Here is a 15,216-nt window from a genome sequence, read left to right on the forward strand (position 1 = left end):
TTTTTATTTTTTTTCATAAAAAATTAAATCAAAACTATTTTTATGTTTAACAACGGCCTTTGAGGCTGCACCTGGATTTTTTTGTTTGCTAAGTTCTAAACGTAATTCATCAATTAAATTTTCAAATTCATGAATTTGATTTTTTAATTTTAATATAACATCAACTCCTGCTAAATTAACTCCCATATCACGAGTTAAACGTAAAATTAATTTAATACGATCAATATCTCTTTGAGAATAAAGTCTTATTTTTCCATCAGTTCGACTCGGCTCTACTAATCCTTCTCTTTCATATTGTCGTAAAGTTTGTGGATGTATACTTAAAACTTTAGCAACAACGCTTATTAAATATACGGGTTCGTCATAATGATGATCCATTTTCTCTCCTTATTCTGGAAGTTTTTCTTTTAAAAGTTCAATTAATTTTTCATCCAATGTTTCTGTATTGGGTAAAATAACATTTAAAATTAAATACAAATCACCATAAATATTATTTTTTCTATTTTGCACCCCATATCCTTTTAAACGTATTTTTTGTCCATTTTTTGAATTTGGGGCTATGGAAATTTTTGCTTCTTTTTTATCCTCTTTAAATGTTTTAATTATAATTTTTCCACCAAACAAAGCAGTTTTAAGTGAAATATCTACCTTTTGGTATAAATCATCATCATCTCTTTGATATATTTTACTTTCTTCAAGCTTAACTATAATAATAAGATCTCCACGGGTTTTATTATAGGCATTTTTTCCTTTGCCGCGAATTCTAAGTTTTTCTCCTTCTTTAATACCATGAGGAATTTTAAATTTGATATTTTCTCCTTGAAAAGTAAAATTATGTTCACCTCCAGTAATAGCTTTTTCAAAAGGAATGGTTAGCTCTATGGTTATATCCAAATCCTCTTCTTCAAAATTACCAAATCCTCCAAATCCTTTGGAAGAAAAACCACTAAAACGATTTCCACGAGGAGATCCTCCAAATCCTCCGCCAAATAAATCTTTTAAAATATCATCTAAATTAATGCCTCCAGTATTTCTTGAAAAATCATGAAAACTTTGTCCGCCAAAAATATTATCTCCATACTGATCATATTGAGCACGTTTTTTTTCATCGCTTAAAATTTCATAAGCGGCATTAATTTCTTTAAATTTTTCTTCAGCACCTTTTTCTTTATTGATATCTGGGTGATATTGTCTTGCTAAGCGACGATAAGCTTTTTTAATTTCATCAGAACTTGCATTTTTAGGTACTCCAAGAGTTTCATATAGACTATTCATTTTATTTTCCTTACAGTTGTTTAATTACATAGAATAATTTATTTTAATATAAATAAAATTATATCAAAAACTTTAGTCTAAGTCAATCAAGTTTTATCAATTTTTATCACTCAAGTTTTTTATTTACAATTTTGTAAATTTTTGATTTTATACTATAGCTTATGTAAAAATATTTTTACAAATAAAACCATAAAGTTAGAATATATAAATTTTTCTAATTTTAGAAAGGAAAAAACTATGAAAAAGATTTTTTTATCAATAGGTTTAGCAAGCGTATTATTTGCAGCAAATATTAATTTTAACGAATCAACTTCATCTGCTAATCGTGTTAATCCAGCAGATGGTGGAGTTATTTTAAGTTATCATGATTCTATTAAGGATGCCAAAAAATCAGTTGTTAATATTTCAACCTCAAAAACTATAACACGAGCAAATAGTTTTAGCCCTTTGGATGATTTTTTTGATGATCCTTATTTTAAACAATTTTTTGATATTCCTCAAAGAAAAAATAAAAATGATAAAGAGGTAATTAGTTCTTTGGGTTCTGGTGTGATTATTTCAAAAGATGGTTATATAGTAACCAATAATCATGTTGTAGAAGATGCTGATACAATAACTGTAAATTTACCAGGAAGTGATACGGAATATAAAGCCAAATTAATAGGAAAAGATCCAAAAACAGATTTAGCTGTGATTAAAATAGATGCTAAAAATCTTTCAGCCATTACTTTTGCTAATTCAGATAATTTAATGGAAGGTGATGTTGTATTTGCCTTAGGGAATCCTTTTGGGGTGGGTTTTAGTGTTACAAGTGGAATTATTTCAGCATTAAATAAAGATAATATCGGTCTTAATCAATATGAAAATTTTATACAAACAGATGCTTCTATTAATCCAGGAAATTCAGGCGGTGCTTTAGTGGATAGTCGTGGATTTTTAGTCGGTATTAATTCAGCTATACTTTCTCGTGGAGGTGGCAATAATGGTATAGGATTTGCTATTCCATCTAACATGGTTAAGGATATAGCTAAAAAGCTCATTGAAAAAGGTAAAATTGAAAGAGGTTTTTTAGGTGTAACTATTTCAGCTTTACAAGGAGAGACTAAAAAAGCTTACAAAAATCAAGAAGGAGCGTTAATTACAGATGTCCAAAAAGGATCTAGTGCTGATGAAGCTGGATTAAAACGAGGTGATTTAGTGACTAAGGTTAATGGCAAAGTGATTAAGAATCCAATTGATTTAAAAAATTATATAGGAACTCTTGATATTGGGGAAAAAGTTACAATTGATTTTGAAAGAGATGGAAATAATAAACAAGTAAGCTTTATTCTTAAAGGAGAAAAAGAAAATAAAGGAGTACAAAATAACCTAATTGAAGGATTGAGTTTAAGAAATTTAGATCCTAGATTAAAGGATCGTTTGCAGCTCCCAAGAGATATAAATGGAGTTTTAGTAGAAAAGGTTAAGAGTAAAAGTAAAGCAGATGAGGCTGGATTTAAAGAAGGAGATGTGATTGTAGGTATAGGTCAAGGTGAGATTAAAAATTTAAAGGATTTAGATCAGGCTTTAAAACAAGCTAATAAAAAAGAATTTATAAAAATTTGGGTGTATAGAAATGGCTTTACTACTTTATTGGTGCTAAGATAATTTTTTGCGAAAGGATTTTCCTTTCGTTATAAATTTTAGTTTAAAATTATATTTTAAAATCAATGTAAAAAGGAATATAATGACAAATATTCTTATGATAGAAGATGATTTAGAACTAGCTGAAATTACTGCTGAATACTTGGAAAAATTTGATATGAAAGTTGATATAGCTCATGAGCCTTATATAGGACTTTCAAAACTTGCTTTAAAAGAATATCAATTAATTATTTTAGATCTTTCTTTGCCAGGACTTGATGGGCTTGAAGTATGTGAAGAAATTCGTAAAAAATATGATACCCCTATTATTATTTCAAGTGCTAGACATGATATAACAGATAAGGTTAATGCTTTGGAGCTTGGTGCAGATGATTATTTGCCAAAACCTTATAATCCTAAAGAGCTTCAAGCACGTATAAAAAGCCATTTAAGAAGAATTTCAAATACAAAAAACACTCTTGCTAAAAGTGTTAAAGATCTTGTTTATGATCAATATAAGCATACAATTTCAATGAAAGGTCAAGAACTCATTTTAACCAATGCTGAATTTGATATTTTAAGTTATTTGATAAAAAAAGAAGGTGGAGTTGTTAGTAGGGAAGAGCTTGTGTATAATTGTTCTTCTATCAGTGAAGATTCTAGTAATAAAAGTATAGATGTTATTATTAGTCGAATTCGTCAAAAAATGGGAGATGATCCTAAAACGCCAAAATATATACATTCTATTAGGGGAATAGGTTATAAATTGACTCAATGAACAAATCTTCAATTTTTTACACCATCACTTTTATTTTTATTTTTGCTGGAGTTAGCGTTATCTTAGGATTTTTATGGCTCATTGAATATGATCAGCAAAATTATACAAGAGAGTTAAATACGAAATATTCTTTGATTGCAAATGCTAGACTTTTGTATTTTGCTGGGGTTATTAATGAAAAAGAGTTTGAGGAGCAAACAAAAAATTATAATAAAATGCAACAGGTTGTATGGCCAAAGGAAATTCGTAAAATTCTTTTTAGTGGGGATATTCTTGCTCGAGTTGAAGTTAATAATGGCCTAATAGAAATAATATCTTATGATAATCAAGTTTATTTAAATATTATTTATGATGGAAAAATAAATCTTTACAAGGATCAAGACTATCAAACTTATAGATATTTTATTATAAAAGCAATTGCAGTAGCTGTTATTTGTATATTGATTTTACTTTATATTTTTATTTTTAAAAAACTAAAGCCTTTGAAAGCATTAAAAAAACAAATTGATAAATTTGCAGAAGGAAGGCTTAGCGATATTGAAGATGTTAGCACTGGAGCGGATGAAATTTCTCAAGTAAGTAAAGCTTTTTATCAAGCTATTTTACAAATTCGAAAACTTAATCAATCGCGTCAATTTTTTCTAAGAAATATTATGCATGAGTTAAAAACTCCAATTACAAAAGGACTTATTACCCTTGAGATGCTAGAAGATAATAAATATAAAGAAAGATTGGATAATATATTTAATAGGCTTGAAATTTTAATTAATGAATTTGCTGCAATAGAACAAGTAACTTCTGGAGCTGCTTTTATCAATAGAAAAAAATATAATATTTTAGATGTTTTAGATGAAGCCAAAGAAATAGCGATGCGTGATGATAGTAATATACGTATTTTTATGGGTGAGAGTTTTTTTGTTAATGTAGATTTTAAACTTTTTACAACTGCAATTAAAAATATGATTGATAATGGCATTAAACATTCTCAGGATGGTTTTGTAGAAATTTGTATCAAAGATAATTATATATGTTTTAAAAATTGCGGACCCGAACTTAATAATACTTTAGAATACTACACTCAAGCTTTTACTCAAGGAACGAAACAAAAATCAAGTTTTGGATTGGGGCTTTATATTGTTAATACGATTTTAGGAGCTCATGATATGAAACTTGATTATGATTATAAAGATGGGGTAAATCATTTTTATTTTATAGATTTAAATAATATTATGATAAAAGAATAAATTTTTTAAATATTTTTATAAAAAATCTTGACAAAGATATTAATTTTAAATATAATTACATTTTTTAAAACTTTGGTAATTGATCCGGATTAGCTCAGCGGTAGAGTAGTCGGCTGTTAACCGATTGGTCGTAGGTTCGAATCCTACATCCGGAGCCATTCTTATTTAACTTAATAAATATTCATTTTATTGAAATCAATTTTTTTAATTAATATTCTATTTTATGTGTTTTTAGCTTTTATTGATTATTAGAAATAAAACAATTATTTTAGTTTATTTTAAAAAATTTTTATTTTAAAGTTAGTTTTTAAATTTATAAATTTAAGAATATTCTTTGTAAAATTTTATGGATTGTTTGCAAATTTTACAAGTAAAATTATGTCCTTGTGATATTATTTCTTGATGAATATTACAAGGAACATCATGAAATTTACCTAAGCAGCCACAAGTATAAAGATAAAATTGCGGAAGCTTATTTTCTTTGTCTTCTACTTTAAAATCAACATCTTTATTGTTATCTGTAGCTAATAAAGAATTCCTCCATTGTTTAACTTTCATATCTTCGCATAATATATGCTCTAAAAGCCATTGTTTAGTGATTGTGTAAAGTTTTTCTTTAAGATCGTTAGTTGATTTAATATTTTTAATTGCTTTTATCATATCTTGAATAATCATTTTGTGTATTTTACGATGTTCTTCCAAATCTGGATAATCAATTAGTTGCATATATTTTTCTTCATCGCTAAAATGATCTTTCATATAATTAAAAAATTCACTTAAAAGATCTTTTATATCATTTCTGCTTACAGATTTTTCTGATATAGCCTCAACTTTTGCCGCAAGTTGAAAAAGTTTTTTATGCTGATCATCAATTTTAGCATTATTGACGCTATATTTCTTAATCCATTTTGGAAGCATTTTAATCCTATGTAATAAAAATTATTTTTTTGTAATAAGCATTATAAAAAAATTTAAATAAAAATTTATTTAAAGGATTAATAAGCATTTTGTTATAATTAATATATAAAAGAGCTTAGAATTATTAGGAAAGATTTAAAATTATGGCAACAAAAATTTTGCTTTTAGAAGACGATTTAAGCTTAAGTGAAATTATAGAAGAATTCTTAAGCGATGAAGGGTATGAAGTTTGTGTTTGTGTTGATGCTCAAGAAGCTTTAAATTTGGCCTATGAAAAGTATTTTGATTTATGGATTTTAGATGTTAAGGTTCCAATGGGTGATGGCTTTTCGTTGCTTAAAGATTTGCGTCATTGTGGAAAAGAAACACCTGCTATTTTTATGACTTCATTAAATACAGTCAATGATCTAAAAGATGGTTTTAGCTCAGGTTGTGATGATTATATAAAAAAGCCTTTTGAATTGGCTGAACTTTCTATACGTATAAAAGCTTTACTTAAAAGATCTTTTTCTCATAAAAATGAAGATTTTGAAGATTTAGGCAATGGTTTTAAGTTTAATTTTGCATCTCAAATTCTTTATTCTTTTGAAAAACCTTTATCTTTGCCAAGCAAAGAAGTTAAACTTTTATCTTTATTACTTAAAAATAAAAATATTTTTTTAAGTACAGAAAAGATTTTTGAAGAACTTTGGGATTATAATGAGGAGCCAAGTGAGCTTAGCTTAAGAGCTTATATTAAGAATTTAAGAAAATTATTAGGTAAAGAAAAGATTATTAATCAAAGAGGTAGAGGCTATCGTTATGAGTAAGAAAGTTATTAGACAAATTTTACTCATTTATCTTACAACTACGGTTTTTTTTCTAGCTTTCTTTTTTATTATTTGGTATCAAAAATTATATGAAGAATTGGTAATTTTAAGGAGTGGTTCTTTAAGAGATATTCATAGAAATATTGTGATTAATATTATCAATTCTCGTTTTACCCCAATTGCTACAAGTGCCAAAAATATAGCAGAAAGTTCAGGATTAAATTTTGCAATTTTTGACAGTAATCATACCATTTTTAATAATTTAAATTTTGATTTTAGAAAGGTAAAAATTGAATTTAAGGGTAGAGGAATTTACAATGGAAAGGTATTTTTTATTTTTCCCATGAGTACAGATTTATATTATTTAAAATATTCAAGAAATGAAGATTTGACTCAAGAGGATGGTTTAAAGATTTTAATCCAAGGAGAAGATGTTAGCAAAGAACTTTTTTGGATCAGAGTTAAAGTTTTTAGTTTTTCTTTTTTAGCTTTTTTTGCTTTAGGGCTTATTGCTTATGTATTGGTTAAAATTGCTTTAAGGCCATTAGAAGATAAAATTACTGTTTTAAATAGATTTATTAAAGATTCTACGCATGAATTAAATACACCTTTAAGTGTTATTTTGATGAGTATAGAGCAACTTGAACGACAAAATTTGGATAATAATAAATTTAAGCGTATAAAAATTGCAGCAAAAAGTTTATCTCAGATATATTCTGATTTAGTTTTTTATAATTTCCCTAATACCTTAGAAAGCGAAAAAGAAGAATTTAATTTAAAAAATTTACTTGAAGAAAGGATAGAATATTTTAAACTATTTTTTGAACAAAAGAAAATAAATTTAGATCTTAAATTAGATAATGATATTATAATTTTTGCCGCTAAAAATCAAATTTCAAAACTTTTAGATAATCTTTTAAGTAATGCCATTAAATATAATAAGAAAAATGGAACTATTTTTATAAAGTTGAAAGAAAATTTTTTAAGTATTGCTGATACGGGTTGTGGTATTTCAAAAGAAAATTTAAAATTTATTTTTGATCGTTATGTAAGATTTAATAAAGATCAAGGAGGGTTTGGCATAGGATTATCTTTAGTAAAAAAGATTTGTTATGATAATAATATAAAAATTATATGTGAATCTACAGAAAATGAGGGTAGTACTTTTAAATTAATTTGGTAAGAAAAATCAAGTCAGTATTCTGACCTGATTTTAGCTTAGGTGAAAAATTACATCATTCCACCCATACCTCCCATTCCACCCATACCACTCATATCAGGCATAGCAGGTTTATCTTCTTTAATTTCACTGATAGTAGCTTCAGTTGTTAAAAGCATGCTTGCTACAGATACCGCATTAAGCAAAGCAACTCTTTCTACTTTAACAGGATCAATAATACCAGAAGCAAACATATCTACGTATTCGCCTTTAGCAGCATCAAAACCTGTATTTTCATCTTTTGTATTTTCTACAGTATTAACAACGACGCCCGCATCAAAACCAGCATTTTCAGCAATTTGTTTTAAAGGTGCTCTTAAAGCCCTTTCTACTATTGCAGCACCAATAGCTTCATCACCTTTAAGATCTAACTTGATTTTTGATTTTGCTTTAATGAGTGCAGCACCGCCACCTATTACTATACCTTCTTCAACAGCAGCTTTTGTTGCACTTAAAGCATCATCAACACGATCTTTTTTCTCTTTCATTTCAGTTTCAGTTGCTGCTCCAACTTTGATCAAAGCTACACCACCACTTAATTTTGCAAGTCTTTCTTGTAATTTTTCTTTATCATAATCACTTGTTGTTTCAGCAATTTGAGCTTTGATTTGATTAATTCTTGCATCAATACTTGCTTTTTCACCGACACCATTTACAATAGTTGTATTATCTTTATCAATAATTATGCTTGAAGCTTGTCCTAAATCTTCCAAAGTTGCACTTTCTAAAGTTCTTCCAAGTTCTTCAGAAATTACTTCCCCACCGGTTAAAATAGCAATATCTTCAAGCATAGCTTTTCTTCTATCGCCAAAACCAGGTGCTTTTACTGCTGAAATATTTAAAACACCTCTTAATTTATTAACAACTAAAGTTGCAAGTGCTTCACCTTCAATATCTTCAGCAACAATTAAAAGTGGTTTACCTGTTTTTTGGATTTGTTCTAAAATTGGTAACAAATCTTTTAAGCTTGATATTTTTTTATCATAAAGTAAAATATAAGGATTTGAAAGCTCAACTAACATTTTATCGGCATTTGTAATAAAATAAGGGCTTAAATATCCTCTATCAAATTGCATACCTTCAACAACATTTAACTCATCATTAATTGACTTAGCTTCTTCAACAGTTATAACACCATCTTTGCCTACTTTTTCCATAGCATCAGCAATTAAATTTCCAATTTTTTCATCAGAATTTGCCGAAATAGTAGCAACTTGAGCTATTTCTTTTTTATCTTTAACTTCGCGAGAAAGTTTTTTAAGTTCAGCTATGATAGCTTCACAAGCTTTATCCATACCGCGTTTAACTTCGATAGGATTGGCTCCTGCAGTAATATTTCTTAAGCCTTCTTTGAAAATAGCATGAGCTAAAACAGTTGCGGTGGTTGTTCCATCTCCTGCTTGATCAGCTGTTTTACTTGCTACTTCTCTTACTAAAGAAGCACCCATATTTTCTAAAGAATCTTTTAATTCAACTTCTTTAGCAACACTAACACCATCTTTTGTGATTGTTGGAGCACCAAAGCTTTTTTGGATTAAAACATTACGACCTCTTGGTCCCATAGTTACTTTTACGGCGTCATTTAATTTTTTAACACCTTCATAAAGTTTATTTCTTGCTTCGTCTGAAAAAATAATTTCTTTTGCCATTATTGATCCTTTTTTATAAAATTATTTTAAAATTCCTAAAATATCATCTATATTTAGTACTAGATATTCATCATTGTCAAGTTTAATTTCAGTTCCACCATATTTGGAAAACATAATTTTATCACCACTTAATACATCGTTTATTTCTTTGCTTACTGCAATTACCTCTCCCATTAGTGGTTTTTCTTTAGCATTATCTGGTATAATTATACCTGAAGATGTTGTTTTGGTTTCTTCTACGCGTTTGATTAAAACACGTTTTCCTAAAGGTTGAAAATTCATTTTGTCCATCCTTAAATATAATATTGATTTCTAGCACTCTTTAATTTAGAGTGATAAAATCATACTATAAAAAATGAATTTTGTCAATACTTTTAGTAAAAATATTTATATATATTTAGTTAAATTGACTAAAGTTTTTTTATAAATTAACTTGCAAGGATAAAAAATGAAAAAAATTTTCTATACGATATTTATTTTGATTGCGGTGCTTGTGATAGCTTTTTATATGATATTATTTACAGGTTTTGGCAATAATATTATTGCTAATATAGCTCAAAATAAAATCAAAGAAAGCACTGGATTTGATGCAAATATTACGCGCTTTAAACTTCGTTTTTCTAGTGTTGATTTCCAGCTTAAATTAGCCAATATGATTGATTTTGATTTGTATGGAAAATTAAATCTTTTTAAATTAGGATTTGATTTTGATTATATCATTAAATTGAATAAAAATTATGTTCAAAATTCAGGTTTAAATTTAAAGGAAAATTTAACTTTTGGAGGAAAAATTCAAGGTAAGGCAAGTGATTTTATTGCTAATGGCAAGGGTTATTTATTTGGATCTGACATTTTATTAAATACTCGTATTTATGATTATTCTCCTATAGTCTTAAATTTAAGTGCTCAGGGTATACAAATTTCAGAATTGCTAGAGCTTTTTGGTCAAGCAAATTTAGCAAAAGGAACTTTAGATATAGCAAGTAAAATTAATGCTAAAGATTTAAAGCCTGATGGAAATATTATAATAAAACTTGATAATAATTATATAAACTATGCAATGATTAAAAAAGAATTCGGAATAGATTTGCCTGATAATTCAAATTTAAAAGCTCAAATTTTAGCAAATATAAAAGAAGATAAAATTTATGCTATAAGTAAAATTTACAATGATTATATAAATTTGCAAACTCAAAAAACTTTATATGATTTAACTAATAATACTCTTTTTACAGATTTTGATTTAAAAATTCCTAGTCTAGCTAAACTTGAAAAACTAACCAAGACAAAACTAAATGGAGATTTGCAAACTATAGGTGATTTAAGTTTGGCTAATAATGTTTTAAAAACTTTAAATGCTAATATTATAGGGTTGGGCGGTGAGATTAAAGCTAGTTTAAAAAATAATCAATTGCTTGCTCAAATTGATAATGCAGATTTAGGAAAAATTTTAGCTATTGCTGGATACGGTAGTCTGATTAATGGTAGTTTAAATGCTAATTTAAATAGCATGGGACTTGATTTTGCAAATTTTAATGCTGAAGCAAAAATTAATAATGCAAAAATAAATACTCAAGAACTTAAAAAAATTGCACATATAGAACTTCCTAATACAACTTTTAGTCTAAATGCAAAAGCTCTTGCTAAGAATAATAATATCACCTATAATGCTATTTTGGCTTCAAATTTATTAAATATTAAAAAATTATCTGGAACTTATAATTTAAAAAATAAAGAATTAAACACAGATTTAAATTCTTTTATCGATGATTTATCTCAGTTTAGTGCTATTGCAGGACAAAAATTGCAAGGTAATGCAGAATTAAATGCAAAAGCTCATATTATAGGATCTCAGATAAAAAATTTAAGTGCAGATGCAAATATTGCCAATGGGATCATAAAGGCGAATTCTGATGGTAAAAAATTAGATTTAGATATTAATAAGCTTGATCTTTCAAAGCTTTTGATAATTACAGGTATGCCAAATTATGCAAGTGGGGATATCAATGCAAAAGCACATTTGGATAATGTCGATTTTAAAGATTTAAATGGTAACCTAAATTTAAAAGCTAAAGGTATTTTAAATTCTGTTGTTTTAAGTAAAATTTTAAATAAAAAATTTCCAAACAATGTAAATTATGATTTGAGTTCAAATATAGTTTTCAAAAATAATGTTGCTCAATTTGAAAATATTTTAAATTCTACTTTAGCTAATCTTACGCATTTAAAAGGTAGTTTTGATATTAATAAAATGAATTTACAGTCTAATTTTATTTTAGATGTTAATGATTTTTCTAAATTAGGGTTTTTGTTAGATAGAAAACTTAAAGGTTCTGCAAGTTTTAATGGGAATATTGGTTATGATAAAACTTTAAATTTTGATATTATGAGTAAAAATTTATTTAATGGAACTTTAAATGCAATTTTAAAAAATAATATCATTAATGCTGATTTAAATAATGTAGATTTAGATACTTTAGCTCAAGGAATAGGTGTTATAGATGTTTATCAGGGTAAGGCCAACGTAAAAGCAAATTATAATATATCAAATGAACAAGGCGAGGTAAATTTAGATATCAAAGAAGGGAAACTTAAGCCAAATGCTATTACTACAGCATTAAAAGTTTTAACTTTTAAAGATTTTACTCAAGAAATTTTCCATACAGCAAATGCAAAAGCATCAATTAACAAGGAAAATATAAAATTAAATTTAAATATGCAAGCTGATAATGCCAGTATTCTTATAAATTCAGGAGAATTAAATTTAAAAAGTGGTGTTTTAAATCTTCCTTTTAATGCTAAAATTGATAAGGTTGATTTTAAAGGAAATATTGCAGGAACAACAGATAATCCTAAAATAAAATTAGATGCAAGTAGTGTTGTTGATTCTGTAAAAAATATATTTGATGTAAAGAATAATGATGCTAAAGATACAGATAAAAATAAAAAAGTTGATAAAGCAATTAATAAGATATTAAATAAGATATTTTAAGGAAATTTAATGTTTAATGGTCTTATAAGAGAAATCGCACAAGTTGTATCTTATCAGAATAATACTTTAAGATTAAAAGCACAATATAAGCCCAGTTTAGGAGATAGTATAGCTGTTAATGGGGCTTGTTTAAGTGTAACAAAAATTTACCATGATGGTTTTGTTGTTGAACTTTCTCATGAAAGTCGTTTACACATAGCGGTACAAAATTTAAAAGAAAGTGTTCATATAGAGCCAGCTTTAAGGTTTGGAGATAGAATTGATGGGCATTTAATGCAAGGACATATTGACTTTATTGGGACACTTGAAAAAATTAACAAAGATGAAAATGGAGTGGATTTTTTTATTTCTTTGCCTAAAGATGCGATGAAATTTGTTGCTTCTAAGGGTAGTATAGGTATTGATGGGGTTAGTTTAACAATTAATGAAATTTTTGAGAATCAAATCAGATTGACTATTATCCCTATTACTTTTAAAGAAACTCTTTTTAAAAATTATAAAATAGGTAGAAAAATCAATATTGAAACTGATTTGCTTGCTAGATATATACATGCACAATTAAAAGATACTAAGGAAATATCATGGAAAGAGATAGACAAAATTTCATATCTTTATTAGATAATGAAAAAATAAGTGTTTTTTGTGCTTATGATCAAGATTATAATATTTTTAAAGCTAATTCTTTTAAGGAAAATTTATTTTTTCATTTAGGTTTTAAAGGTATTTTAGAATGTGTGTTTATGGATCAAATTCATTCTAATTTGGTGCAAAATTATGATATAAATTTAAAAAATCTTACTTGCGATGGTTTGATTACTAAGAAAAAAAATACAGCACTTTGTGTTTTAAGTGCTGATTGCTTACCTTTGTTGCTATACCATGAAGATGGCATTATAGCGGCCTTGCATTCTGGTAGAAAAGGAAGCTTTGACAATATTTTAAAAAAATGTATAGAAAAGATTATTTTAGAAAATCCAAATTTAGATAAAACCAAATTTCATCTTTTTATAATGCCAAGTATTTGTTGGAAAGATTATGAAATTAATGGAGATATTTTAAATTTTGCAAAAGAAAATTTTAGAGATTTTTTATTAGATAATCGATTGGATTTAAAATCTTTAATAAAATTTCAAGCTAAAGAGTTAAATATAAATCATATTTTAGACTCTGAAATTTGTAGTTTTGAAAATAAAGATTTTTTTTCTTATCGTAGAAATAAAACACAAAAACGTTTTGTAAGTGTGATTTATTTAAAGGATTGATAATGTATGAAAAAAAAGATTTAAGAGTTTTAAAGATAATGCAAAAAGCTAGGGAATTTGGTGATTTGGATTTATGTAATGAAATTTTAATTAATCAGCTTGTTAATACAGCTTTTAACGAAATAGAACCTAAGGAGAAGGAAGAGCTAATCGCTCTTTTAAATTCTTTAATAGAAGCTAAAGATAAAGCTTTACTTAGTAATTAATTTAATTCTATATAATTTTCAAAATCTTCTTCTTTTGGAGGATTTGGTTCATGGTTTTTTAAGGCCGCTTTAACCGTTCTTTCATATTGGGCTATTGTATTTTCAAATTCTTCTTTTTGCTTTCCTTTTAACTCAGACTTTGCGATTTTTACAACTGATGCTGGATTGATAGCTTTATTGTTAAGATATACTCCAAAATGTAAATGAGGGCCTGTGCTCATTCCTGTTGATCCTACATAAGCAATAATTTGACCTTGATTAACCCTTTGACCTGTTTTTATTTTGGCAAAACGACTTAAATGTGCATATAAAGTCGTGTATCCTCCTTCATGTTTTACTTGTACAACATTTCCATATCCCCCTTTTGTTCCAACAAAAATGATTGTTCCTTTTCCAGCACTTTTAACAGGTGTTCCAGTAGGTGCAGCATAATCTATACCAAGATGAGCACGGTAGCGTTTAAGTATAGGATGATATCTTGCAGTACTAAAAGGAGAGGAAATTCTTATATAATTAACAGGTTTTGTAAGCAAGAAATTATCCAATTCTCTGCCTTTACGATCGTAAAAAGTATCATTATAAAAGAAAACTTCTTGAATATTTTTGTTAATTTCTACTGTAGCCATTTTAATTGTAATATCGCCCCATAGCTTTCCCATACGTCTTTTTTGCTCATAATAAAGCGTTATTTCATCTCCTTTTTGGATATTTCTGAAATTAATTCCTTTAAAAGCTCGAACCATAGCGCGAGCTAAAGTACTACTTCCGCTTTCTTCGTAAACATCTTGATAGGCTGAATTTTTAATTGTTAAATATAATATTCTATTATCAATTTGATAGATAATTGGGGTAAAAGTTAATACATATTGATTATTTTCATTTTTGTAAATATGAATTTGTAAATCATCGCTTATTGGGATTAAAACTTGTTCTATATTGTTATTATCATCTTTTAAAATTTGATATCTTGTTTTGTAAAGTATATCAGAAGCAAGCTCTTGATCTTCTTTATCAAGTCCATAATAAAGTGATATTGGAATGGAATTTCGTTGTAAAAATTTTAGTAAAGTATCTCCATTATCCCAAGTTAATTCTTCAACACTTAATGCAGCAAAACTTTGGATAACAAATACAAATAAAAGTAGAATTTTTCTCATAAAAAACCTTGATTTTCGTAGAATTTTAAAAATTTAAAATCTATATTTTACTTTATTTTTCTTACAATTGCTTAACAAAAAAGG

15 protein-coding genes and 1 tRNA gene are annotated in these 15,216 nt (G+C 27.0%); 10 read left to right on the forward strand and 6 right to left on the reverse strand.

The window, feature by feature from the left end:
- Positions 1 to 3: 3 nt before the first annotated feature.
- Together CMOL_RS01620 and CMOL_RS01625 are read right to left on the reverse strand one after the other, a co-directional pair.
- Positions 4 to 378 (reverse strand): heat shock protein transcriptional repressor HspR, encoded by a 375-nt coding sequence (locus tag CMOL_RS01620; RefSeq protein ID WP_137623978.1) that lies wholly within the window; start codon positions 376 to 378, stop codon positions 4 to 6.
- 9 nt (positions 379 to 387) lie between these two features.
- Positions 388 to 1,275 carry a DnaJ C-terminal domain-containing protein gene (locus tag CMOL_RS01625; RefSeq protein WP_239820467.1) on the reverse strand — a complete coding sequence of 296 codons (888 nt, stop codon included), beginning with the start codon at positions 1,273 to 1,275 and terminating at the stop codon, positions 388 to 390.
- Between the two features lie 237 nt (positions 1,276 to 1,512).
- Between CMOL_RS01625 and htrA the strand changes: the two genes are divergently transcribed.
- The 4 genes from htrA (at position 1,513) to CMOL_RS01645 (ending at position 5,078) form a co-directional block, all read left to right on the forward strand.
- Positions 1,513 to 2,922, forward strand: a complete 1,410-nt coding sequence (htrA, locus tag CMOL_RS01630; protein ID WP_239820468.1) for a serine protease HtrA — start codon at positions 1,513 to 1,515, stop codon at positions 2,920 to 2,922.
- 79 nt (positions 2,923 to 3,001) lie between these two features.
- Positions 3,002 to 3,676 carry a response regulator transcription factor gene (locus tag CMOL_RS01635; RefSeq protein WP_200280249.1) on the forward strand — a complete coding sequence of 225 codons (675 nt, stop codon included), beginning with the start codon at positions 3,002 to 3,004 and terminating at the stop codon, positions 3,674 to 3,676.
- Complete coding sequence (locus CMOL_RS01640; protein ID WP_239820469.1) at positions 3,673 to 4,920, forward strand: ArsS family sensor histidine kinase; 1,248 nt, start codon at positions 3,673 to 3,675, stop codon at positions 4,918 to 4,920. The genes CMOL_RS01635 and CMOL_RS01640 overlap by 4 nt, the downstream gene beginning before the upstream one ends.
- A gap of 83 nt (positions 4,921 to 5,003) precedes the next feature.
- Positions 5,004 to 5,078: transfer RNA gene (locus CMOL_RS01645), tRNA-Asn, on the forward strand.
- Between the two features lie 163 nt (positions 5,079 to 5,241).
- Here the strand turns inward: CMOL_RS01645 and CMOL_RS01650 are convergent.
- Positions 5,242 to 5,838 (reverse strand): bacteriohemerythrin, encoded by a 597-nt coding sequence (locus tag CMOL_RS01650; protein WP_200280255.1) that lies wholly within the window; start codon positions 5,836 to 5,838, stop codon positions 5,242 to 5,244.
- A 143-nt stretch (positions 5,839 to 5,981) separates the two neighbouring features.
- On the opposite strand from CMOL_RS01650, the gene dccR reads away from it, so the two are divergent.
- A complete protein-coding gene (gene dccR / locus CMOL_RS01655) occupies positions 5,982 to 6,647 on the forward strand; it encodes a two-component system response regulator DccR (RefSeq protein ID WP_239820470.1) in 666 nt (221 codons plus the stop codon).
- The gene (gene dccS / locus CMOL_RS01660; RefSeq protein ID WP_239820471.1) at positions 6,640 to 7,830 is read left to right on the forward strand and encodes a two-component system sensor histidine kinase DccS; all 1,191 of its coding nucleotides are present in this window, start codon (positions 6,640 to 6,642) and stop codon (positions 7,828 to 7,830) included. Before dccR ends, dccS begins: the two co-directional genes overlap by 8 nt.
- A 47-nt stretch (positions 7,831 to 7,877) precedes the next feature.
- Here dccS and groL read toward each other — a convergent pair whose 3' ends face one another.
- Positions 7,878 to 9,515: a chaperonin GroEL gene (groL, locus tag CMOL_RS01665; protein ID WP_239820472.1), complete on the reverse strand. Its 1,638-nt coding sequence runs from the start codon at positions 9,513 to 9,515 to the stop codon at positions 7,878 to 7,880.
- 21 nt (positions 9,516 to 9,536) lie between these two features.
- A complete protein-coding gene (groES, locus tag CMOL_RS01670) occupies positions 9,537 to 9,797 on the reverse strand; it encodes a co-chaperone GroES (RefSeq protein ID WP_239820473.1) in 261 nt (86 codons plus the stop codon).
- Between the two features lie 166 nt (positions 9,798 to 9,963).
- On the opposite strand from groES, the gene CMOL_RS01675 reads away from it, so the two are divergent.
- Genes CMOL_RS01675 through CMOL_RS01690 form a run of 4 tightly spaced genes read left to right on the forward strand, consistent with a single transcriptional unit; the run spans position 9,964 to position 13,975 of the window.
- Entirely contained in the window at positions 9,964 to 12,507 is a 2,544-nt protein-coding gene (locus CMOL_RS01675; RefSeq protein ID WP_239820474.1) for a translocation/assembly module TamB domain-containing protein, read from the forward strand.
- 9 nt (positions 12,508 to 12,516) lie between these two features.
- Positions 12,517 to 13,125 (forward strand): riboflavin synthase, encoded by a 609-nt coding sequence (gene ribE, locus CMOL_RS01680; RefSeq protein ID WP_239820475.1) that lies wholly within the window; start codon positions 12,517 to 12,519, stop codon positions 13,123 to 13,125.
- On the forward strand, positions 13,089 to 13,769 hold the full coding sequence (locus tag CMOL_RS01685; RefSeq protein ID WP_239820476.1) for a purine nucleoside phosphorylase YfiH/LACC1 family protein: 681 nt from the start codon (positions 13,089 to 13,091) through the stop codon (positions 13,767 to 13,769). Before ribE ends, CMOL_RS01685 begins: the two co-directional genes overlap by 37 nt.
- Before the next feature lie 2 nt (positions 13,770 to 13,771).
- Complete coding sequence (locus CMOL_RS01690; RefSeq protein WP_200280277.1) at positions 13,772 to 13,975, forward strand: hypothetical protein; 204 nt, start codon at positions 13,772 to 13,774, stop codon at positions 13,973 to 13,975.
- Here the strand turns inward: CMOL_RS01690 and pgp5 are convergent.
- On the reverse strand, positions 13,972 to 15,132 hold the full coding sequence (pgp5, locus tag CMOL_RS01695) for a peptidoglycan metallopeptidase Pgp5 (RefSeq protein ID WP_239820477.1): 1,161 nt from the start codon (positions 15,130 to 15,132) through the stop codon (positions 13,972 to 13,974). The genes CMOL_RS01690 and pgp5 overlap by 4 nt on opposite strands.
- Positions 15,133 to 15,216 lie beyond the last annotated feature (84 nt).

Source organism: Campylobacter sp. RM10537, assembly GCF_022369435.1.
Taxonomy (GTDB): Bacteria; Campylobacterota; Campylobacteria; order Campylobacterales; family Campylobacteraceae; genus Campylobacter_D; species Campylobacter_D molothri.

Bases quoted from the DNA above. Each gene is read 5' to 3' on its own strand.
- CMOL_RS01620 (WP_137623978.1), bottom strand. From the start codon at position 378: ATGGATCATCATTATGACGAACCCGTATATTTAATAAGCGTTGTTGCT.
- CMOL_RS01625 (WP_239820467.1), bottom strand. From the start codon at position 1,275: ATGAATAGTCTATATGAAACTCTTGGAGTACCTAAAAATGCAAGTTCT.
- htrA (WP_239820468.1), top strand. From the start codon at position 1,513: ATGAAAAAGATTTTTTTATCAATAGGTTTAGCAAGCGTATTATTTGCA.
- CMOL_RS01635 (WP_200280249.1), top strand. From the start codon at position 3,002: ATGACAAATATTCTTATGATAGAAGATGATTTAGAACTAGCTGAAATT.
- CMOL_RS01640 (WP_239820469.1), top strand. From the start codon at position 3,673: ATGAACAAATCTTCAATTTTTTACACCATCACTTTTATTTTTATTTTT.
- CMOL_RS01650 (WP_200280255.1), bottom strand. From the start codon at position 5,838: ATGCTTCCAAAATGGATTAAGAAATATAGCGTCAATAATGCTAAAATT.
- dccR (WP_239820470.1), top strand. From the start codon at position 5,982: ATGGCAACAAAAATTTTGCTTTTAGAAGACGATTTAAGCTTAAGTGAA.
- dccS (WP_239820471.1), top strand. From the start codon at position 6,640: ATGAGTAAGAAAGTTATTAGACAAATTTTACTCATTTATCTTACAACT.
- groL (WP_239820472.1), bottom strand. From the start codon at position 9,515: ATGGCAAAAGAAATTATTTTTTCAGACGAAGCAAGAAATAAACTTTAT.
- groES (WP_239820473.1), bottom strand. From the start codon at position 9,797: ATGAATTTTCAACCTTTAGGAAAACGTGTTTTAATCAAACGCGTAGAA.
- CMOL_RS01675 (WP_239820474.1), top strand. From the start codon at position 9,964: ATGAAAAAAATTTTCTATACGATATTTATTTTGATTGCGGTGCTTGTG.
- ribE (WP_239820475.1), top strand. From the start codon at position 12,517: ATGTTTAATGGTCTTATAAGAGAAATCGCACAAGTTGTATCTTATCAG.
- CMOL_RS01685 (WP_239820476.1), top strand. From the start codon at position 13,089: ATGGAAAGAGATAGACAAAATTTCATATCTTTATTAGATAATGAAAAA.
- CMOL_RS01690 (WP_200280277.1), top strand. From the start codon at position 13,772: ATGTATGAAAAAAAAGATTTAAGAGTTTTAAAGATAATGCAAAAAGCT.
- pgp5 (WP_239820477.1), bottom strand. From the start codon at position 15,132: ATGAGAAAAATTCTACTTTTATTTGTATTTGTTATCCAAAGTTTTGCT.